This is a genomic window from Pirellulaceae bacterium (genome assembly GCA_019636385.1).
Lineage (GTDB): Bacteria > Planctomycetota > Planctomycetia > Pirellulales > Pirellulaceae > Aureliella.
The window spans coordinates 518,006-538,653 of the sequence record JAHBXT010000003.1; the positions used below are offsets into that span (position 1 = coordinate 518,006).

A 20,648-nucleotide genomic window follows, 5' to 3' on the forward strand; every position below is an offset into this window, starting at 1 on the left:
ATCTTGATTCCAGGGGCCCGGTCCCAGCGTGTCGTACCCCGCCGGTCCCACACTAGGTTACTAGAAATCTTACAAGGCTGACACGTCGTTGCTGAACTGGACGTCCAGCTCGGTAATGATCCGGCTTAACCAAGTTTGACCCCAATTCGACAATTCCATGTTTGCAATCATGGCTGCCCCTTGTTTGGTCGGATCGGATTCGAAGCGCTGCCGCAATTCTGCCATATCCGGAGCGCGTTCGACCACGCGATAGACATAGTAGATGCTCTTTGGATTATTGGCAGCGACGCCGGTACGGCCGACCTCGGTCGTAAACACTCTTTGCATGAACTCATAGCCGGTGCGATCCAAGTTGGGAATGGTGGATGGCACGATATTGTTGCCCATGCGGGTTAGCCATGGAAAGTGGTCTGTGGTGATGACCAGTGAGCGAGACATGCCGGCCAATGCTGACTTCCAAGGGTCGTCGGGATCGCCAACCTTACGCGACATCTCCTGGGCTGCCGTCTCGGCCAATACTTGGGCCTTGCCCCGCTGCCAAGCGGCAATCACGTCGCCACGCGCTTCTTCCAGCGACGGAATTGATTGAGGCCGGGAATCGATTTTCCAGAAACAGAATTGAATGTACTCGGATCCTTCTGGAGAAAAGTAGACGCTATCCATGGGCTCAAACAGTTCGATAGACACCGAGGGAATGACATTGGCCACATTTCCCAGCGAGCGACCTTCTCGAAACAGACTGCTACTGCCTAACGGCGTCGCTGCAAGCTGGTTGCGATCACTCAAGCCCGTTTCGCCATATTTGAGCTGATTATCTTCGGCAAATTTCCTGAGGTCAGGCTTTGAAGGCATTGCCAAATCTACATTGGCACCATTGCTGTTGTTTCGAAGCGTCACATACTGGCGATACTTGAGGTTGAAGTCCCTCATGAGCTGCTTAAGTTGTGCATCCAATGCTTCGAAAATTGGCGACGATTTCGTGCGAGCCAAACTTGTGGCCACTTCGTCCTTGGCCTCTTCAAAGGTCTGAGTTCGCATCGCTGGCTGAGTTGGCTCGGCAGTCGCGATGCCTTGCTCCGCGTCGCTTTCGGGACTGCTGTCAGCGACGGTTGCAGTCGAGGCGGTTGCCTGAGGAACTTCGCCTTCAGCAGTCGATGGAGCAGCAGCCGGAGCCTGATCGGTCGAAACTGATGCTGGACTCTCGGCTAGTGGTTGATCTGACGAATTGGATGTTGACGCTGGGGGTTGCTCAGGGCTGGCGGATGCATCGGTCGCAGGGGTAGATTCCTCTTGCGAAAGACTTACCAATCGCACTGCAGACTTGCGCAGCTTTGCCCCCTGAGGATCGCCCGCTGGTTGTGGAGCCTCGGGTGCGGATGGTTCCGTAGGAGTCTCGTCAGTTGAAGCTGGTGCATCGGCTTGTGGATTGAGCGGAGCCTGAGCGTCCGAAGTATCGCTGGCTGGAGTCGCCGCCGACTGCTCGTTCGGGTCGCTTGGGGCAGCCGGCGCGCTCTCGGCGGGAGCTGCTGGATCTGTTGCTGGGGCATCAGCAGTGGGCTGAGCAGCCTGTTCATCGGACGGATCCTTCGGAGGCTGGTTTTCCGGAACGCGCAGTTGTCCCAGTGAGACCATGCGATCGTACTCGGCGCGAATCTCCTCTTCGGTTAACTTGGCTTTCTCGCGATCAACAAAGTCTTTGAATCGAAACTCGATGTACTCGATATTCGCTTGTTCGGGACGAAGAAAGCCGGGCTGAAAGGAGTTCGGGTCGAATGGCCGCTGATGGCCTTGATCGTAAAGGGCCTGAATCTCAGATTCGCTAGGCTGACCGGTCACCTTGTCCATGAAACTGTTGACTTCGACTGGATAGGCTTCAACTTTGACGGTCTGGGTCAGTTTCAAAAAATCCATCCATGTCTTGCCGGGCGGCATGGCGTTGACGCCTTCAACTGCTACGCTTTGCGCTACTACGAAGGCCAATTCTTGCTTGAGTAGCTCGCGGATATTAAAGATGGTCAAGCCGTTGGTGCTCGACTTTAGAATTTCGTTGAATTCGGCGTCCGTGATTTGGCCGTCAATATAGGCCTTGAGATATTCATCAGCCGAAAGATCGTCGAATTCGATTCCCATTTGGCTCGCCTTCGAGGCAATGATTCGCGTGAAGGCAATGCGCTCAGGACTCACATTCGTGTCGATCCCCAAACTGGTGATTTTGCCGTCAGCCGCTCGCGAGAAAAACGGAACTGCTGGTTCTCCACCTTTTTCAATGACTTTTTCAGCCAGTGCTTCCAGAAAGTCCATCAATTGTCGACGTTGCGACATTGCATTCTGCAATTCACCCACGGTCAGTCGGCCGCCGTTCCATCGCACGTAGACGGCCGCAGCTGAGTTGTCACGTTGGAGGGCTTGTCGGGCCTGATCAATCGTTGGCAAGACAACAAATGAAATGACAGCCAATAGCGTCAACAATGCCATCCAAAATCTTCGATTCTTCCGAAACGTTGCAAAAGGGCTCGACATCCTGCGGATTCCTAACGTGACTTTGCGCGAAATGAGTTTAAGTTTTTGGGCCGACACTGTCGAAAACCGGCGGCAGCAGTGGCCTAGCTGCGGCGACCGAAAACCTGCAATTCTATGGTTCTAAACTGGGAACACAAGGATAACAGGTACGTCCAAATCCACCGATAGCAAGTTGCCGCGGAAAATAATTAACCGCTAACCCCACTTGACCAACTGGCCTTGGCAGGCCATTTTCAAAAAATGAACTGAAACTTTCGCCATCCTCGCGCACTGAACCCAAGGCAACGATGAGTGACCGAAAATCCCTTGTAATTGTCGAATCGCCCGCCAAGGCACGCACAATTTCCAAGTTCCTAGGCAAAGAATTTGTCGTGGAAGCCAGTATTGGCCACATTCGAGATTTGCCTCGTTCTTCCGAGTTGCCAGACGAATACAAGAAAAAGGACTGGGCTTACCTGGCCGTCAACACGGAGGAAGATTTCCAGCCGGTCTATGTGGTTCCAGCCGACAAAAAAAAGCAGGTGGCCAAGCTCAAGCAGCAACTGAAGGAGTGCAAAGACCTGTATCTGGCGACTGACGAAGACCGCGAAGGTGAGGCCATAAGCTGGCACCTGCAAGAGGTGCTCAAACCCAAGGTGCCAGTACGTAGATTGGTTTTCCACGAGATAACTCGTGAAGCCATTCAAAGTGCATTGGCGAACTCGCGGGAAATCGATGAAGCCCTGGTGAGGGCTCAAGAAACACGGCGAATTCTGGATCGTCTGTATGGTTTTGACGTCTCTCGCATTCTGTGGTTTAAGGTCCGCCCAAAATTGTCGGCAGGCCGAGTTCAAAGTGTGGCCGTGCGACTGATCGTTGACCGCGAGCGCGAGCGCATGGCGTTCCATAGTGCCACCTACGCGGACTTGGTGGCAGGCTTGGCTACACAGTCCAGCAGTCCATTTAACGCAACTCTGATCAGTTACCAGGGTCGATCGATCCCTTCTGGCAAGGATTTCGATCCCGCTACGGGGCAACTGAAAGACCCCGCGTTGCTGTGGCTGAATCTGCAACAGGCACAGGAATTGGCGGATCAATTGCGGGCCAAGCCGTTCCATGTGCGATCAGTGGAAGTTAAGCCGTTTGCGGAGCGCCCCAAGCCGCCGTTCACCACAAGTACGCTGCAGCAAGAGGCCAATCGCAAGCTCGGCTTTACCGCTCGACGGACCATGCAAATCGCCCAGTATCTGTATGAAAACGGGCATATTACCTACATGCGTACCGACTCGACCGCGTTATCCAACGAAGCGGTCAAAGCGGCTCGCGAACTGGTGCGTCAGGAATACGGTGATGGCTTTTTGCACGACAGCGTTCGCGTTTATGCCACCAAAGTCAAGAATGCTCAGGAGGCACACGAAGCCATTCGGCCAGCAGGCAATACGTTCGAATTGCCACGTGTTGTGAGAGGTGTGTTGAACGACGAACAGTTCAAATTATTCGATATGATCTGGAAGCGGACTATCGCCTGCCAGATGGCCGACGCCCGCAAACGCCGCGTGATCGCGACTATCGAAGCCGATGGAGCCGTGTTCCAGGCCAGCGGCACGACCATCGAATTTGAAGGATTCCTGCGAGCGTATGTAGAAGGCACGGATAATCCCGAAGAGGCCCTGGCCGAACAGGAGGTGCTGTTGCCGGAAATGCAGGCTGACCAGGTGCTCGATTGCCGCAGCCTGGAAGCCAAGTCGCATACGACTCAGCCCCCGGCCCGATATACCGAAGCCTCGTTGACACGGACTTTGGAAGAGCGCGGTATTGGTCGTCCCAGCACCTATGCATCGATCATCGATACGATTCAAAATCGCGACTATGTGTTCAAGAAGGGCAGCGCACTCGTGCCTACCTGGACGGCATTTACCGTCGTGCGAATGCTGGAGGAGCATTTCGGCTCGCTAGTGGACTACGATTTTACTGCGCAGATGGAAGAATCGTTGGACGAAATTAGTCGCGATGAACGAGACTACTTGGACTACTTGCGCAACTTCTATTTTGGCAATGAGAGCGCCGCTGGGCTCAAGCCGCTGCTGGCGTCGAAGTTGGGAGAAATCGATCCCAAGGTCACCAGTCGCTATTCTTTGGGCAAGCCCGCCGATTCCGGCAGTGATACTGAAGTCTTTGTCCGCGACGGTCGTTTCGGACCATTTATCGAACACGGCGATCGCAAGGCCAGTATTCCACAGGGATTGGCACCCGACGAATTGACACTGGCTAAGGCGCTTGAGCTGTTGCAGGGGGCGGCACAGGCCGAGCAGCCGCTGGGGCATTGTCCCGATTCAGGCAAGCCGATCTACATCAAGAACGGTCGCTTTGGAACCTACATTCAGTTAGGCGACAACGACGATCCCGAAAAGCGCAACGCCAGTTTGCTGCGCGGAATGACGGGTGACCAAATTGACTTGGCTTTGGCCCTAAAGCTGTTGTCGCTACCGCGCGATTTGGGGCCACATCCAACCCTAGGAGAGTCCATCACGGTGCTCAATGGAAAATTTGGGCCATACATCAAATGCGGCAGCGAGAATCGAAGCCTTCCCACAGGTTTGTCGCCTCTGGACATCACCGCCGATCAGGCAATCGAGCTGTTGAATCAGCCCAAGACCCGTGGTCGTGGAGCTGCCAAGCGCGAGCCGATCAAAAGTTTTGCCGAGTCGCCAGTCACCGGAAATATCGTACAGGTCTTGGATGGTCGCTTTGGTGCCTATGTCACCGATGGCACCACCAACGCCACGGTCCCTAAAGACTCCGACCCCAGTCAATTGACGTTTGAAGCTGCGCTGGACCTGTTGGCGACGCGAGCTGCAATGGGTGGCGGAAAGAAGAAGGTTGCTAGACGTGGCGGGGCTGCCAAAGAGTCAACTGGCACCAAGCGAGCCACCAAGAAGAAAACGCCGGCCAACAAAGGCACCAAAAAGGCAACTAAAAAGACGACCAAGAAGTCTGTCAAAAAGGCTAACGACAGTTAGGCTCGTAAGGCCGGGGCAAGCCGTCCTGACGCAAAGCGGGGGTTAGGTCCCCAAAATGCGGAAGTCGACAGTTTGGTCAAATCCGATTCAGTGCGCCCCGCGTCGGCCCGCCACATTGGCCAGCAGAGTCTGACGTGTACGGCAGACATCGCCTACCTGAATGTTTAGCAATGTGATTGAAACAATCCCCCGATCTGTCTATGTGCATGTGCCCTTTTGCCGTCGTCGCTGTGGCTATTGCAATTTCACGTTGATCGCCGGTCGCGATGATTTAATGGCGGCCTATCTGGACTGCCTTGAGCGGGAACTCCGTCGGCAATTGCATGGTCCGCATCCGGTGCAAACCCTGTTTGTAGGCGGCGGAACGCCAACGCATCTGCCAGCCGAGCATCTGTGCAGATTGCTTGAGCTGTTAAATCAGTGGTTGCCTGTGCAACCAGGCGGCGAGTATTCTTGCGAAGCCAATCCACTGGATTGCTCGCCACAGTTGCTCGGTCTGCTGCGCGAGGGCGGCGTCAATCGGTTGAGTGTTGGCGGACAATCGTTCAGCGATCCGAAGCTGCAGCGTCTGGAACGCGATCATAGTGGCCGCCAGTTAATTGGCGCCTTGGAATTGGCCGCACAGTATTTCGAGAACCTGTCGCTGGATCTCATATTCGCCTCGCCAGGCGAATCGCTGCAGGACTGGCAGCAGGATTTGGTGCAGGCGCTCCAGCTACCGCTGACTCACTTGTCCACCTATGGCTTAACGATCGAGCGCGGCGCGGCTTTTTATGGACTTGCACAGCGCGGGCAATTGTCGGAAGTGCCCACCGAAATTCAGCTCGAGATGTATTTGCATACGCTCGATCAGCTTGGCGACCACGGGTGGCAGCACTATGAAGTCTCCAATTTTTGTCTGCCAGGTTTTCAGTGTCGTCACAATGTGGCCTATTGGCGCGGTCAATCCTGGCTGGCCTTTGGACCGGGGGCCGCTAGCCTTCTAGCCAGCGACTGGGCTGAATGTATAGATGAACATGCAACAGCCCGGTTGGAAGTACAGTGGGCCTTATCTACGAATCACCGCAGTACCACACAGTACGTCAAACGCCTTCGGTCCGGCCAGTCGCCGATTGCAGAACAAGAATGGTTAGATCGCCAACAGGTATTGCGCCAGCGTTTGGTATTCGGATTGAGGCAGTTAGCTGGTGTCGACCTCAGGCAGCTAGCCATTGATTGGGGGCAGCCCGTCGAGCCGTTGCTGGAGCCACAATTGAGTCGCTATTTGGAGCAGGGATGGTTAGAGCTGGTTGGCAACCAGTTGAGGTTAACTCGCGCCGGTCTGGTGGTCAGCGACAGCCTATGGCCAGATTGGCTGTTCGGGTAGCGTTCGCAGGATGGCATAAAATACCGCAGGAACGAAGCAAAAACATCGACTCAACCGGTAACTAGTGCACCACCAATAGTTATGAAAGGGTGGGGCGTCACAGGGTGGGATCAGTATGTGTTTGAAGAGCAGCGGGTACTTCACGACCAACCAAATGTAACGTTTTCTGGACGCTCACCGCTCTGTCTGCCCCACCCTACGGCAGACATTACGATGTGGTTTGCAATTGCTTGATCAGCATGGTGGCGTAGGCGCCACGTGGTAGGTCAAAACTCAAGCTGAGCGCTAGACAGTCAAGATTGATCGAATCATCAGTCCAGTGACTTTGCAGGTCACGCGGTCGCAGCCAACAGTTTCGCTGACCTTTGGAAAAGAAGGTGTCGCGTGGATATTTCAAGCGAATTTGGCTTCTCTGCAAATCGTACTGAGCTAATACATCGTCCAACACGCTGACAAGTTCAGGTGGCCAATCGTGTTGGCGGGCGGACGGAAGTGGTAACTGCAAAGCGCTCAGCCACTGTAGCTCCTCAACTAGCGTGCACCCGGTATCAGGCTGTAGGTTTGGCAGCGCCAATGCTCCAATGGCAGAATGGTAGTGTCGCCCCCAAGTGCCGCAGCGTTGGGCAATGATTCGGCTGAGCCACTGGTTCCATAGAGCGCTTTGGAAGGCCGCGACGTACAGACTGCGTAGATCGCTACGCAATAGTCCAATGGCTCTACGAAAGTCGGTCGGATGGTCGACCAAATAAGTGACGATGCTGCGACGGTGCGAACGATCGAGTCCTTGCTTGCAGCGTGGCCATTGTCCCCATGACTGGCGAAGAATCTCTTTCTGCTGCCGCTCGCGCGGGCGATCATGTGAGTTGGGTTCGGCAATTGCCAGCCACAAGGCCGCTTCGTAGTCGCCTTTGCACCATGGCTCGGCGATGAAGCGTCCAGAAACCCCTAAAGATCCGAAACGTTGGTCGTCGAAGTAGTTGACTACCCCGAAATTTTGAATGGCGTGTAGTCGCGTCGCTAAGTCCGCTTGCCGCCCTCGAGCAATTCCGCGTATCAGAATGCTAAAGCGATTGGCGACGATGTCCTTGGCGCCAATTGGACGCTGGACCTGTCCGACATAGCGCAATTCAAACGAGCGCTGAGTTAAGTCTTGTTTGGGGCCATGGTGGATGGTAATGAACTGAACTGTCGTGGCGTGGCGATCTTTCAGTCCGGCGTAGCTGATCTTTTGACGAGGCAGATTCCAACTGCGCAAGACGGCTTGAATCGCTTCTGGTGTTCCCAAGGAACGCTTATGCAATTCATACAGTGCAAACGGGCCATTTCCGGTCGTCAGCTGGACGACTTCGCTAACCTGAAAGTCGTCAGGCAAGGATTTCAGCTTCATCGACCTAATCCCATTGCCGGGGCTCATAGGCGACAGCCGGGTCGGCGGCGCGTTTCGCTGCGCGCACAAAATTCCTGCTGCGCAGCAAACGCAGTTGCCACTTGCGCTCCAGTGCCAACGTGCGGTACTCAGATTTAGACTGCATGGCGTTGAGTAATTGTTTGACGCCCGCAACCGAATCCGGCGAGCGTTCCATAATCTCGGCCGCCAGTTGCAAGGCACGTTCCAGCGGATCATCGTCGACGTGACTGACCAATCCCAATTGATGGGCTTCCAGTCCCGAAACGACGCGAGCTGTCATCGTCAATTCTTTAGCGCGATCCAGCCCCACCAGTCCTCGCAGAGTTACGGAGGCCGCCATATCGGGCAGCAGTCCCCATTTGGCCTCCATAATCGCCAGTTCGGCAGTTGGCGTGGCGATGCGGAAGTCCGCTCCTAAAGCCAACTGCATGGCGGCACCATAACAATGCCCATGTATTGCCGCAATCACCGGCACTGGCAATTCTCGCCACACTAGAAAGACCTTCTGGAACATGTTGGCCCGAGGACTCAATAGTGCCAGCAGGGCTTTGAATTTGTTCTTCGGATTGCGCAAATCGCTCAAGTCGATGCCAGCGCTGAACGATGGTCCGGCTCCCGTAAGGATCACGGCACGTATGTCGCGTCGGCGTCGCAGTGCGCGTCCTGCTGCGTACAATTCCCCCAATAGCTGAAAGCTCAGCGCGTTGCGCTTCTCAGGCCGGTTGAGCTGGATTTGGACGACGCCAGCGCGAGGTGTCAGCGTTTCGAGTAAGGGCATGGCATAGTCTTGGCTGTAAAGTTTACGGATTCTTGATTTCGAAAATCGCTTCCACCTCTACCGCCGCACCAGTTGGTAGAGCGGCAAATCCCAGTGCACTGCGAGCGTGATAGCCATCACCGTCCTTGCCAAAAATTTCATGCAACAGGTCCGATGCTCCGTTGATGACCAGATGCTGATCGGTAAAGGTCGGTGCCGAGTACACACAGCCTAGCAGCTTGATGACTCGTAGGCCATCGAGTGTTCCATGTTGGTAATGCACGGACTGAAGAATCTTAATGGCGCAATCTCTAGCGGCTTCGTAGCCTTGCTGGACAGTCATGTCTTGTCCAAGAACGCCTTTAAGCGTGCTGACATGACCGGAGGTTATCAGCAAATTGCCGGACCGGATGCACATGTTCAGATAGCCAGGCTTCTGTTCAGGAAATTCAATGCCCAGATTGCGTGCCAACATCTCGGGACTCACAGCAGTACTCCTCATGGTTTGATTATGGTTCTGGTCAGGTGGGATTTATCTTTAATAGGCTGGGGCTAGTCTTCGTAGGCTAGGGCAAGGTCGCGGTGGCGCAGCGATCCATCATAAATCAAACCAAGCAAATTCACACCACCAAAACCCCGCGACGGGCGGATCGTTCGGCTTCTCGCTAAGAGGCTTGCGAATGACTAGCTCTCGCCCGTGCCTCGGATTTGTCTAGTGGGGCAAATCCGAGGCACGGGCGACTTTCATTCTGGGGCTCCGCTGTGTAGTGAGCAACTGAAATATCCGCAGTGCAAGACTGCGGATTATTGCCATGCGGGTGGTGGGCCGGCGTAGGGCGGGACCAGCTTGAATTGCAAGTTCCAGAGTTACGCAATCTACCAATCAAGGGCTAACATCCAACATAGTTCGCCGCCTCGCTTGTCCCACTCTGCGAATACTATAACGACGACTTTTGGACCAGTTGTCCACAGGCGGCTTGGACGTCCGAGCCCATCGAATAGCGGATGGTCGTGAAGAAGCCAGCTTCGCGCAGTCGTTTGGCAATTTCGCCTCGCCGGTCGCGGGATGTGGGCTGCCAATTCTGGACAAAATCGGTTGGATTGTAAGGAATCAAATTGATCATCACGTACATACCGTCCAGGTATTCAATGAGAGCGTCGGCGTCGGCATCGCTGTCGTTCAGACCCTCGATCAGAATGTGCTCGATCATCACTGGACCTTGATGTCGATGTAGCTTGGGCCGACTAGCAACATAGCGCAAGGCCTCCTGTGTTTCTTGCCACGAGTAGCGTCGCGACCAAGGTACTAGTTTGGCGCGCAGCTCAGGCCGGGCGCTGTGTAGACTGAAGGCCATTTGAATTCCAGGGAACGTATCGATCAGCCGTCGCATGGCGTCTGGTACACCGACAGTGGAGACACTCAGTCTGCGCGGCGGTAAATTGAAGATGCGCGGATTGGTAAACCAGTGAATCGACTCGTACAGCTCGGCTTCATTGTGCAGCGGTTCCCCCATGCCCATGAAGACGATGTTTCGTAATCTTCGGTTATCGGCGCGGGTAATCTGTGCTGCCAACAAAACCTGCTGAGCAATTTCCGAGGCGGTCAAATTGCGGCGCAATCCCATTCTGGCTGTTGCGCAAAAGGGGCAGCCGGCTTGACAGCCAACTTGCGTGGACACGCAGACCGCTGCACGCGATGGTCCCGATCGAATCAGAACAGTTTCCAAGCGGTGCCCGTCATGCGTTTCCAGAATCAGCTTGACCGATGGATCGACGCTGGAGTCCAATCGTTGGACAACCTTCAATACTTGCGTGTCAAATGTCTCCTGTGCTACGCTTCGGGCCGGCTGGCCAAAGGCATCCAGCGCCTGGTCCAGTGGCCGATGCTGCTGGTACAGTAGGTAGCGAAACTTGCGGACGCGTTCGGGATCCAGTCGCAGGTCACGCCGAAATTGCTCGACGGCCTCTGGCTGATGCAGACTGGGACGCTCTGGTTTTTGAATTTGAACTGGATGTGAAGACATGCTCGTCAGTCGAATTGCATTTGGCTGTGTGCGGGCCGGGCCAGCGAGGCTAGAAGTTTAGTCGAATCTCTCTATTCGACTAGCTTGAAACAGCATCAGTCCTGACTCGACGGAAACCCAATGCAAGTAGCCAGAACGATGTTTATCGAGTATGCTGCTGACCATGAAAAAACCAGCCTCAAGCCCCGCTTTGACGAACTCGCCGGCCCCCCATCGCCTCCGCGCCGGCATGGTGGGAATGGGAATGATCTTTGAAGAAACCTATCGTCCTTTCTTCGAGAAGGTTCGTCGCGATGCGCTATATGACCGAAGATTCGGCGTGTGCGAGATCGAACTGGCCGCAGTTGCCAGCCGCACGGGAACACGCGCCGAGACGTATCGTCAGTCGGCAGGCCAGCGAATCGGTGATTTTACGAGCTGGTCTGGCGAGCGGGCTATCGAGCAGCTGCTGAGCAGCGAGGTGGATTTTGTCTGCATCGCCACGCCGGACGATCGGCACTTTCAGGCTGCACTGGCCGCACTGGAGGCCGGTAAGCATGTGCTAATCGAAAAGCCTTCGGTGCTATCGCTGGCCGAGTTAGATCGCTTGACCGAGTTGGCTCGTCAGCGCGGTGTCCTGGCGAAAGTTGTCTACCATAAGCTGTTAGATCCAGATCACAAGAAACTGCGTACGTTGGTTGTGGACGGGTTATTGCGGCATGTCAACCACGGCTACTGTTCGCTGCTGGAGCCCAAAGTGATTTCAGGCTCGCAATTCGCTGAGTGGATCACGGGCCGCAATCCTGGAACGTATGTGGCGGTGCACTATGTCAAGCTGATCGACTTTACTTTTGGTGGGCGGCTGCGGCATGTTCTGTGCTCGGGCCAACGAGGCTTGGTCGGCCCCGCCGATGGCTCGACCTGGGATTCGACCCAATTGCGTTTGATTTACCAGTACTCCGACGGCCGTCAGGCGGCATTTGATATCCACACCAGTTGGGTGACGCCCGACAATTTTCCTGGCTATGTGGAGCAGGAAGTGCAGTTTCGCTTCGACAATGGGGTCTGGAACGGGCACAGCCGCAAGCGAGGCGTCGAGTGTACGATCGAGGGCCGCACGCCACTGGAAACCAAGATCACGATGAACAATCACTACAACGCAGAAGTCCTCGAGCCGTATGGGATACGAGCACAGCGCGGCTATGGCATCGAAACCATCGAAAGGTTTGCCAGAGAAGTTGCTCTAGTTGAATTTGGCGGCGCACAAACAGAACGCGGTGATCGCTTAGCCCAGGTCCAGGCGCTCGATTACAATGACCTGTCGGCTGATCGCCAGATAGTTGCGGCTGTGCAAGCACTGGAAGCGATTCTGAAGCGCCAGGTCCAGGGAGTCGCAAATTGTGTGGTCGATATCAACGCGCCCGAGGGTGGTGTCGTTCTGCGTGAGCCTAGTGGATCAAGTCATGTGTTGTACCAGCCTGCGGTGTAACGATTGATGTGAATGGATGCACATTTTCAGCGCGTAGACAATTTGTAGGATTGGGTTTTATGACGAAACAGCATGCCACTGCGGTTCCTGCTATGGAAACTCCAGCCATTGAACATCCCGCTGAACCGCAGTCCAACCAGTGGCGGCAGAGAATGCAACGGGTTGAACCGCTGGCACTGCGGACCTTTACGCCCACTCAGGCCATCTTGGCACGCAGCGCGGGCAGCTATCACTGGACATCCGATGGCCGCAAGTTGGCCGATTTCACTTCGGGTGTGTTGGTTGCCAATTTAGGTCACAACCCGACCCGTTGGTGGCAGAGGGTTCTGAAGTACTTGGGACTGGAGCGGTTTCCAAATGAACCTGCAGGCCAACCAGAAAGTCCAGCAGGCTACTTTCCCGCATTACCACTGACCGCCTACAACGCCGTGACAGAATTAGAGGTCATGGCCTGCGAACGTCTGTTGGCCAATATGCAAGGGCAGCCTGGCGGCCAGCGGATGGAGCGCGTGATGTGGGCGGCCAGTGGCAGCGAAGCCATTCAAAAGGCGCTGTGGGCAGCGTTGGCGCTGGATCGAAATCGCAATCTGATTTTGGCTACGCGCGGCGGATTTCATGGCAAGAAGGGGCTGGCCGGAGCGGTGACCGGCAGCGAACAAGATGCGGATCGTGATCCACGAGTACGCTTTATCGGCTTCCCCAAACAAGAATGCATCAATGTGCATCGTCGAGAGCAGCCGATTGATTTGGCAATCTATCAGCGCGAGCTAGAAGAGATATCTAAGCAGTGCGGCAATCGCATTGCTTGCTTGATTACCGAGCCGTATCTGGGTGGAGGTGGTTCGTTTCACCCGCAACCTGAATACTTGCAATTGCTGGAGCACTTCTGTCGCCAACACCAAGCCCTGCTGATACTGGATGAAATCCAAGCCAACTTTGGTCGCACGGGACCGATGTACGCGTACACGCGCTATGGCATCCAGCCGGATATCGTTTGCTTGGGCAAGGGTTTGGGAAATGGTATTCCAGTTAGCGCAGCCGTTGGCCGGTCCGACGTTTTTGCGGCGTTGGCTTATGGCGAAGGTTCAGACACTTGGAGCGCCAATCCATTGGCCAGCGCCGGCGTGCTGGCGACGCTGGATGAGTTTGAAGCGACCGACGTACTGCAGCACGCCAGCCAATTGTCCGAAGTCATTCGTCAAGGATTATTGCGACTCCAAGACACCGGGCTAATCGCGCATGTGCGCGGGGAAGGTTGTGTGTGGGGAATCGAGTGTCAAGCAGCAGGCGGACGATCCGCCCAGCAAGTGGCTGTGGAAATTGTTCATGCCTGTTATTTAGGTGGCGCCGACGGATTGGCCATTCATTTGCTCGGCCCGCTGGCAGGCACAGTGATTCGCATCAGTCCGCCACTGACCATGCCCTGCGACGAGGCCCAGCGGTACCTGGAGGCGATGTACAGGATCGTTAGCCAGAACCTACTGTAGCCGTATTTGCCAGAAACCCCTGTAGCCACGTTCACCAAAACGCGGAGGCAGCACCAGGAGACGGGGCGAATTGACCAGGCTCTGGCGAGCATAGCTTCATGTGAACTGGCTAATTCACTTTGGCTAACAAACGCTTGGCCTCATTCGCATAGTAGCTGTTTTCCGACCTGGCGGCTTTCTCTAGAAGTTTTTTGGCTTCCGCTTTTTCCTTCATGTCGATCAGAAGTTCTCCCAAAAACACTTGCCCCTCTGGATCGTCAGGATACAGTTGTTGCATCTCGCGCAGATACTCAAGGGAACGCTTCTTGTCGGTCAAGGGCCAAGGCAATACATACCAGAATCGACCAATGGCCTTGATGGGACCGCCATCTCGATACGTCTTGTCGATCTCGTACGCCTTTTCGAGATTGGCCTGAGTTTTGCCCTTTAGCCCTTCGCTAAGTGCCGTCGCAATGCTGACACCGTCTGAATAGTTTCCAACGGCACATCCGTACCAAAAATATCCTTCGACACCTTTCGGATTATTGGCGATGGCACGCTCGCCATATTTCATGCCTTGTTTGCCGTACTCGCGACAAATCGTCTCCCAATCGTCAACGTCTTGCTCCTTGGAGTAACTGGCGTACTGGCGATAAGCGCGAGCTGCCTTCCAGGCAGCCTCATAATCCTTGGGTGTCCCGTCAGAAATCTTGGCGTACATACCGGCGGAGCGTTTGTAAGCACCGAGGTCGCCACCAGCGTAAACTTCATCTGCCAGTGCCAGTTCACTTTGCGCCACTGCCAGTGGCATTGAAAGTGACCAGCTGGAACCGATACCAGCCCACAGAATCAAACAGACGATTGTACGGCGAGAGCACATTGCTGCCCCTTTTCAATGCACGAACTGTGAAGAACAAAATCGGAGCCGCGTGTCTCCTTGAGGGCTGATTATATCAATCCTTTGCGCACTGCCCACACAGCAGCTTGAGTTCGATCAGAAACGCCGATCTTTCGCAGAATATGCTGAACGTGTTCCTTCACGGTTTCGTAGCTGATTCCAAGCGACTGAGCAATTTCTTTGTTTGTGAGCCCACTAGCCAGTTGCTCTAACACCTCGCTTTCGCGCTGTGTCAGGGGGACTTCGATGTCTGAGACGACCCGCGGCGTGGCCAACGCTCCAGTCACGCGTCGCAACTCTTCGCGTGTCCAGGCCAATTCGCCACGCAACGCGGTTTGGATTGCTTCTAATAGACGTTCGCGAGGTTCACTCTTCAAAACGTAACCCGATGCCCCCAGCGCGACCGCCCGGGCGATGTAGGTCGGATTGTCATAAGTGGAGAAGAGTATTACCGGCAAGGTTGGGTGGGAAATCTTAATTCGACCAAGGAAATGCAGCCCATCGCCGCCCGGCAAGCGTACATCCAACAGCACAACATTCGGTTGCCGCTGCGCAAGTTTCGCCAGCAACTCGTCGCCCGTTGCCGCCTCTTCAATTACCTCTACACCGCTGTCCGCCAGCAAATTACGGATTCCGATGCGGACGATGTGGTGGTCGTCGGCGACGATCAATGAAATGGTCATTCTGATTCTCTCAGGTGGTACGATGGTACCAAGTTGGACTAGTTATCAGTTTAATAGCTTTCGGCAGCGAGTAAACCATTGATGCAATTCGTCGAGCTACCTCAATTTTGGATTGGGAAGGCATCATTAGCTACAGGCACGGTCAAAAGGTGGGGGAGTGGGGCGGGAGCGCAAGCCGCGTGTTTTGGCGAGCATGTTTATCGGACTGAATTTGCTAGATTTCCGAGCGCATTTGGAAGCCGGCTCAGGAATGAGGGTCCGTGCTACGGAGAATGGTTGAAAATGACCTTGGTTCGGGGGCCGAAAAGCTATAGAGTCCAGTAGATAAAGGACTTACGTCCTGACATGCGGGGTCGTGGAATTTTCAATCTGGCCAGGATCAAAACGTCAAGGAGTCTTTGCAATGCGTACAAGAATCGTCGGAATCCTTGGAATGAGCCTATTGGCTCTGAGTGGCTGCCAAAACATGTGCGGCGGGGGCTATCCTATGCAAAGCATGACACGCGTGCCGCCACCAGGCACTGGATCTTACCCAATGCCAGGTGCCTACTATAACAATACGATGGGTGCTCAATCGGCAGTTTCGCCTGCCATTCAACCCGCCGCAGGTCTGGCAAACGCCGAATACTTGAGCACTACACCTAGTGCAGATGTCGCCGCAGCTCAATTCACGGTACCAGCCCAAGCGGCATCCAGCTACCCAGCTCCGCTTCTCAACAATACTTTACCTGACGGCAGCTCATACCCTGTGGACACGCCCCCGGTTGTGCGAGCTAACTTCAGTGACAACGCGCCGAACCTGCAGTGGCAGCGGTAGCCAGCAGATTTTCCATTGACTGTCGCAAGCAGATGCTGACTGGCAATAGATCATCGCCAGACCAAGCATTGTGTCGATAATGTGGCCGGGTCAGCAGATACCCGTGCTAAATCTCAATCTCGAAACCGGCTCGCCGCGTGCGACGAACTAACTGATTAGCCTCCGCATCACCGGGAAAGTTGATTGCAGCCGGATCAAATTGCACTTTGCGTCCGGTCAGCAGCGCAACATTGGCCAGGTGCGTTGCGTTAACGGCGCGCACGTGTTCACGGACATTGGCTACAGGCTGGCGACCGCTGCGGATGCTATCGAAGAAATTTACCATGTGGCTCCTGGGAATTTCGCCGCCGTAGATTTGCACCATCGCCTCTTCGATTTCGCGTTTGGCTTGCGGGTCTGCATCGACCTCTTCGACCGGAGTACCCGTCAGCGACCCGCGATTGACGCGAATCTTGCCAAGTTCCCCGGTGATCACTAGTTCGTTGGTTCCGCTGAGCACCTTGATCTTATTGCCCGTGGATAACGTGACGTCGACATCGAACGAGTGAGCCACATTGAAAGCCACTGGCATCTGATCGGGCGCAATCTTGCCAAGTAGAAAATCGAGCGACTGCTGACGCTCTGTACCCATGAACTCGCCTGTTCCCTCAGCTTCGACTGCCTGTCCCTCGTCGCCAGCCAAAGCCCAAAAAGCGATGTCGGTGTGATGCACGCCCCAGTCGGTCACTTGCCCACCAGAATACTCGAACCACCAGCGGAAATTCCAGCCGACGCGCTCAGGACAAAAATCGACTCTGGGTGCTGGGCCCAACCACAAATCCCAATCAAAGCCTTCCGGAGGAGGCGAATTTTCGAACGGCCCAAAGGGCTTGTTCTTGTCTGGACTGCGAGAGGATGACTTACCCACCGAACTGACCGCTTCCAGCTTACTGCCCAAGCGACCACTGCGAGCGATCGCGACTGCTTTGATAAATCGTCCTTCGTGCTCGGTGCGCTGCTGGGTTCCAACCTGGAATATTCTGCCATACTTCTGTACCGCTTGTTGGACCAATTGTCCTTCCTCAAGCGTCAACGTCAGCGGCTTCTCGCAATAAACGTGTTTACCAGCCTTCATGGCGTCGATGGCGATCTTCACATGCCAATGGTCGGGCGTGCCGATGGTGACCAAGTCGATACCCGGTTCCTGCTCCAACATTTCGCGATAGTCGTTGTAGACCTTGCACTGCCGTTCCTTTTTTGCCTGGCCGTCGGCAAAGTTATGAGCGTTGGATGCGCTGACGTCACAACAGGCGATGATTTGCCCCAAGTCGGCGGCTTCTGCTCCAATTCCGGAACCACGGCCGCCCACGCCGATGCACGCCACGCCTAGTCGATCGCTCGGTGCTTGAGCCGCACAAAGTTTGGGCAGTATCCAGGGTGCGCTGCTAACCAACCCGGTTGCAGCAGCGGTTTGAACAAATTGACGGCGAGTGGTCAGGCGACGCTTGGCGGTCATGTGGAATCCTCGGATGGATGGAATTATCGATTGGGAGCTGAAGGCGGGACCGCTCCATTTCTGCAGTACCACAGGGAGCGGCTAGACAACTCAGTTATTGTGGTTGTTCCAGCCAGTGATGGCAACCGCCCTGGCCGCCGTTTTTGTTGGTCCTTGGGTCGGCTCAAGCGCCTTCGATGCGGCCGTCCTGGAGGCGGATGGTGCGATCGCAGGTGCGCGCGATCGACTCGTCGTGAGTGACCATCACAATGGTCAGGCCGTCCTGCTGGTTCAGCTCCAGAATTAAATCCAGAATGGCGCCACCCGTCTTGCGATCCAGATTCCCGGTCGGCTCGTCGGCCAGCAGCAGTTGAGGTTGAGTCACCAACGCCCGAGCGATGGCTGCGCGTTGCATTTCGCCACCGGACAGTTCACGTGGCTTGTGGTGCATTCGATGCTCCAGGCCAACGCGCACCAACAGCTCTTTGGCTCGATCAATGATCTCGCGGCGATGTCGCAAGTAGGAAAATACGCCACTGCGAATCATCAACGGCATGAGCACGTTTTGCAGGGCCGTAATTTCGGGTAGCAGATGATAAAACTGAAAAATCATGCCCAGCTTAGTATTGCGAAAATGATCGCGATGGCGGCGCGGCAAATTATCAATTCGCTGACCGTCAAAGAGAATTTCGCCTTGGTCGGGTGGGTCCAAAGTACCCAGCAGGTGGAGCAAGGTGCTTTTGCCGGAGCCGCTTTGCCCAAGTATGGCGGTTACCTTGCCGGCAGCGGCCTGAAAGTCGCAGTCGATCAAGACCGGTACTTCATGGCGACCCTTGCGATAGGTCTTGCTGACTTGGCGCGCCTCTAGCAGACACGCATCGACGACGCGCAGATTGGCCGGATAGGACGGTTGCGAAGGACTGCGATACCACGGTGTGGTTTCGTCGGCGACGATTTTTAGCGGCGATTGGCCGGCAGCACTATTCATAACGAAGTGCCTCCACAGGATGCATGCGTGCGGCGCGTAACGCCGGTAAAACACTTGCCAAGACGGCTATGGAAATCGCTCCCGCCACCACACAGATTACCATGACAGGACGGACGATCGTGGGTATCGACTGGAAGTAATAGATCGTAGGATCAAAAACTTCGCGGCCGGTTATCAACTCGGTCATCTCGGCCACGCCATCGATGTTATCAACAAACAATAACCCGGCCACAGCCCCAGCTCCGGCGCCTACCAACCCCAGCAGCAGGCCATAACCCAGAAAGATCGACGCGACACCCCGACCGCTGGCTCCCAGGGACTTCAAGATGCCGATATCTTTGGTCTTCTCGACCACGATCATAAAGAAAATGGCCAGAATGCCGAAACCTGCCACAGCGATAATCAGGAACAGCAGGATGTTCAACAAGGTGATCTCCATCTGCGTCGCGGCTAGCAGCGGGCCCTGCAGATCTCGCCAAGAATTGACTTGGATCATCATCTCCAGCGGAAACTGGGCTCGCAGTCGATCTCGAACCGCTTCCAGGTCTGCACCCGGTTTGAGTTTGAGTTGAATACTGCTGACGGCATCAGCTGACATGCCTCGGAATTGCTGCAATTGATCCAGGGGCACAAAGGCGAAGGTCGAATCGTATTCGCTCATTTTGCTTTCGTAGAAATCGACTACCGTAAAACGCTGCTCGATGGCTCGTGGGCTGGTGCCCGCCGATGGAAAGGTGACTTTGACATCGTCTCCGGGCTGCACATAGTAATAGTCGTGCACTTCGTCGTATTGATCTCGATAACGAGTTGCCCCGATGCTTATCCCCATCACGATGCCGGTATGCTGATCCACTTCAGGATCAAACAATTTGCCAACATCTTCGGGACGTGTGTCCACAGCATCTAGCCCAGGGCCGGACAAGAGTGACGACGCGACTGGCGGAGAATCTACAGTGGCATCGGTGGTGAGTAGCGGTATTTGACTTTCGGACGACTGCCGTGAGTCGCCGTCACTTTCGTCGGTGGCCAGTGACCCTTCGCCAGGTCCAATCAAGGGTTGGCTATCGATATGCTGCTGCAAGAGTTGAATTCGTTGTTGACGCTGTTGTTCGATTTCGGCTTGTAGCTGAGCGATCCGCTTGCGCCCGGCCGCAACTTGCCGACGATGCTGCCAACCGGAGTCAGGGAAGCCTTGTCGATCGGGTGCGTAACCGGACTCACGCAGTCCGAAGGAAAGTAATCGGCAGTTCTCGGGATGCAACAGGTACTTGCTGAAGTCGCTGACCTTGGAATACGTCTGGGTGTCGATGCCAATCAAGTTGATTTGTCGGGTGATCGATTCACCACGATGATCAATACAGACCATGGCCGGCACGTGAACAACGGTGGTCATACCTTCGATTTGATCGCCCACGATTTGCCGGATGCGGCTCTGCAGTTGTTCGTGATTGGGCATGCCACTGGCGCTGTGACTCTCAATGACCACATCCGACAGAATGCCATGTATGCGATCCTGCATTTCGGTCACAAAGCCGTCCATCACTGCATTGACGATGAGCAACGTGGCAACTCCCAGCGTCACACTGATTACGCTTGCCAACGCAATGAACCGTGTGCGCAGATATCGCCAACATAACAGCCATCGATACATCTACCGGTCCCTGTAGCCTTGAGTACTCATGTAATGCCCTGTACCGGTCGCAGTTAGCGAGCAGGGCTGCAAGTTGCCGCGAGTGTACTGAACCCGTTCTACGGGCGATACGGAGATTTTGCGAGCGGC

15 protein-coding genes are annotated in these 20,648 nt (G+C 55.0%); 5 read left to right on the plus strand and 10 right to left on the minus strand.

The genetic code is table 11. The features are described from left to right. Positions 1-69 precede the first annotated feature (69 nt). Positions 70-2,520 (minus strand): hypothetical protein, encoded by a 2,451-nt coding sequence (locus KF752_12780; GenBank protein ID MBX3422420.1) that lies wholly within the window; start codon positions 2,518-2,520, stop codon positions 70-72. 287 nt (positions 2,521-2,807) lie between these two features. On the opposite strand from KF752_12780, the gene topA reads away from it, so the two are divergent. Together topA and hemW are read left to right on the plus strand one after the other, a co-directional pair. Beyond that, entirely contained in the window at positions 2,808-5,519 is a 2,712-nt protein-coding gene (gene topA, locus KF752_12785) for a type I DNA topoisomerase (protein MBX3422421.1), read from the plus strand. A gap of 160 nt (positions 5,520-5,679) precedes the next feature. Continuing rightward, positions 5,680-6,885: a radical SAM family heme chaperone HemW gene (gene hemW / locus KF752_12790; protein MBX3422422.1), complete on the plus strand. Its 1,206-nt coding sequence runs from the start codon at positions 5,680-5,682 to the stop codon at positions 6,883-6,885. A 208-nt stretch (positions 6,886-7,093) separates the two neighbouring features. Here hemW and truD read toward each other — a convergent pair whose 3' ends face one another. The 4 genes from truD to KF752_12810 all read right to left on the minus strand — a co-directional run bounded on the left by truD (position 7,094) and on the right by KF752_12810 (position 11,074). Then, positions 7,094-8,272, minus strand: coding sequence for a tRNA pseudouridine(13) synthase TruD (gene truD, locus KF752_12795; GenBank protein ID MBX3422423.1), 1,179 nt, complete (start codon positions 8,270-8,272; stop codon positions 7,094-7,096). A gap of 4 nt (positions 8,273-8,276) precedes the next feature. Next, the gene (locus KF752_12800; protein ID MBX3422424.1) at positions 8,277-9,071 is read right to left on the minus strand and encodes a crotonase/enoyl-CoA hydratase family protein; all 795 of its coding nucleotides are present in this window, start codon (positions 9,069-9,071) and stop codon (positions 8,277-8,279) included. Between the two features lie 22 nt (positions 9,072-9,093). Next, positions 9,094-9,537: a RidA family protein gene (locus tag KF752_12805; protein ID MBX3422425.1), complete on the minus strand. Its 444-nt coding sequence runs from the start codon at positions 9,535-9,537 to the stop codon at positions 9,094-9,096. 451 nt (positions 9,538-9,988) lie between these two features. Then, a complete protein-coding gene (locus tag KF752_12810) occupies positions 9,989-11,074 on the minus strand; it encodes a 23S rRNA (adenine(2503)-C(2))-methyltransferase RlmN (protein ID MBX3422426.1) in 1,086 nt (361 codons plus the stop codon). A 163-nt stretch (positions 11,075-11,237) separates the two neighbouring features. Between KF752_12810 and KF752_12815 the strand changes: the two genes are divergently transcribed. Continuing rightward, positions 11,238-12,542 carry a Gfo/Idh/MocA family oxidoreductase gene (locus tag KF752_12815; protein MBX3422427.1) on the plus strand — a complete coding sequence of 435 codons (1,305 nt, stop codon included), beginning with the start codon at positions 11,238-11,240 and terminating at the stop codon, positions 12,540-12,542. Positions 12,543-12,601: 59 nt separating this feature from the next. Continuing rightward, the gene (locus tag KF752_12820) at positions 12,602-14,029 is read left to right on the plus strand and encodes an aspartate aminotransferase family protein (GenBank protein MBX3422428.1); all 1,428 of its coding nucleotides are present in this window, start codon (positions 12,602-12,604) and stop codon (positions 14,027-14,029) included. A 109-nt stretch (positions 14,030-14,138) separates the two neighbouring features. Here the strand turns inward: KF752_12820 and KF752_12825 are convergent, their stop codons facing one another. Together KF752_12825 and KF752_12830 are read right to left on the minus strand one after the other, a co-directional pair. Next, on the minus strand, positions 14,139-14,819 hold the full coding sequence (locus KF752_12825; GenBank protein MBX3422429.1) for a tetratricopeptide repeat protein: 681 nt from the start codon (positions 14,817-14,819) through the stop codon (positions 14,139-14,141). A gap of 137 nt (positions 14,820-14,956) precedes the next feature. Continuing rightward, positions 14,957-15,589 carry a response regulator transcription factor gene (locus KF752_12830; GenBank protein MBX3422430.1) on the minus strand — a complete coding sequence of 211 codons (633 nt, stop codon included), beginning with the start codon at positions 15,587-15,589 and terminating at the stop codon, positions 14,957-14,959. Positions 15,590-15,992: 403 nt separating this feature from the next. Between KF752_12830 and KF752_12835 the strand changes: the two genes are divergently transcribed. Beyond that, on the plus strand, positions 15,993-16,406 hold the full coding sequence (locus KF752_12835) for a hypothetical protein (GenBank protein MBX3422431.1): 414 nt from the start codon (positions 15,993-15,995) through the stop codon (positions 16,404-16,406). A 106-nt stretch (positions 16,407-16,512) separates the two neighbouring features. Here the strand turns inward: KF752_12835 and KF752_12840 are convergent, their stop codons facing one another. From KF752_12840 to KF752_12850, 3 genes are all read right to left on the minus strand, one after another. Beyond that, the gene (locus KF752_12840) at positions 16,513-17,901 is read right to left on the minus strand and encodes a Gfo/Idh/MocA family oxidoreductase (protein ID MBX3422432.1); all 1,389 of its coding nucleotides are present in this window, start codon (positions 17,899-17,901) and stop codon (positions 16,513-16,515) included. A 163-nt stretch (positions 17,902-18,064) separates the two neighbouring features. After that, complete coding sequence (locus tag KF752_12845; protein MBX3422433.1) at positions 18,065-18,868, minus strand: ABC transporter ATP-binding protein; 804 nt, start codon at positions 18,866-18,868, stop codon at positions 18,065-18,067. Continuing rightward, on the minus strand, positions 18,861-20,519 hold the full coding sequence (locus KF752_12850) for an FtsX-like permease family protein (GenBank protein ID MBX3422434.1): 1,659 nt from the start codon (positions 20,517-20,519) through the stop codon (positions 18,861-18,863). Before KF752_12850 ends, KF752_12845 begins: the two co-directional genes overlap by 8 nt. Positions 20,520-20,648 lie beyond the last annotated feature (129 nt).

Excerpts from the sequence above, each read along its gene's own strand:
- KF752_12780 (MBX3422420.1), bottom strand. The coding sequence starts at position 2,520 with ATGTCGAGCCCTTTTGCAACGTTTCGGAAGAATCGAAGATTTTGGATG.
- topA (MBX3422421.1), top strand. The coding sequence starts at position 2,808 with ATGAGTGACCGAAAATCCCTTGTAATTGTCGAATCGCCCGCCAAGGCA.
- hemW (MBX3422422.1), top strand. The coding sequence starts at position 5,680 with ATGTTTAGCAATGTGATTGAAACAATCCCCCGATCTGTCTATGTGCAT.
- truD (MBX3422423.1), bottom strand. The coding sequence starts at position 8,272 with ATGAAGCTGAAATCCTTGCCTGACGACTTTCAGGTTAGCGAAGTCGTC.
- KF752_12800 (MBX3422424.1), bottom strand. The coding sequence starts at position 9,071 with ATGCCCTTACTCGAAACGCTGACACCTCGCGCTGGCGTCGTCCAAATC.
- KF752_12810 (MBX3422426.1), bottom strand. The coding sequence starts at position 11,074 with ATGTCTTCACATCCAGTTCAAATTCAAAAACCAGAGCGTCCCAGTCTG.
- KF752_12815 (MBX3422427.1), top strand. The coding sequence starts at position 11,238 with ATGAAAAAACCAGCCTCAAGCCCCGCTTTGACGAACTCGCCGGCCCCC.
- KF752_12820 (MBX3422428.1), top strand. The coding sequence starts at position 12,602 with ATGACGAAACAGCATGCCACTGCGGTTCCTGCTATGGAAACTCCAGCC.
- KF752_12825 (MBX3422429.1), bottom strand. The coding sequence starts at position 14,819 with ATGCCACTGGCAGTGGCGCAAAGTGAACTGGCACTGGCAGATGAAGTT.
- KF752_12830 (MBX3422430.1), bottom strand. The coding sequence starts at position 15,589 with ATGACCATTTCATTGATCGTCGCCGACGACCACCACATCGTCCGCATC.
- KF752_12835 (MBX3422431.1), top strand. The coding sequence starts at position 15,993 with ATGCGTACAAGAATCGTCGGAATCCTTGGAATGAGCCTATTGGCTCTG.
- KF752_12840 (MBX3422432.1), bottom strand. The coding sequence starts at position 17,901 with ATGACCGCCAAGCGTCGCCTGACCACTCGCCGTCAATTTGTTCAAACC.
- KF752_12845 (MBX3422433.1), bottom strand. The coding sequence starts at position 18,868 with ATGAATAGTGCTGCCGGCCAATCGCCGCTAAAAATCGTCGCCGACGAA.
- KF752_12850 (MBX3422434.1), bottom strand. The coding sequence starts at position 20,519 with ATGTATCGATGGCTGTTATGTTGGCGATATCTGCGCACACGGTTCATT.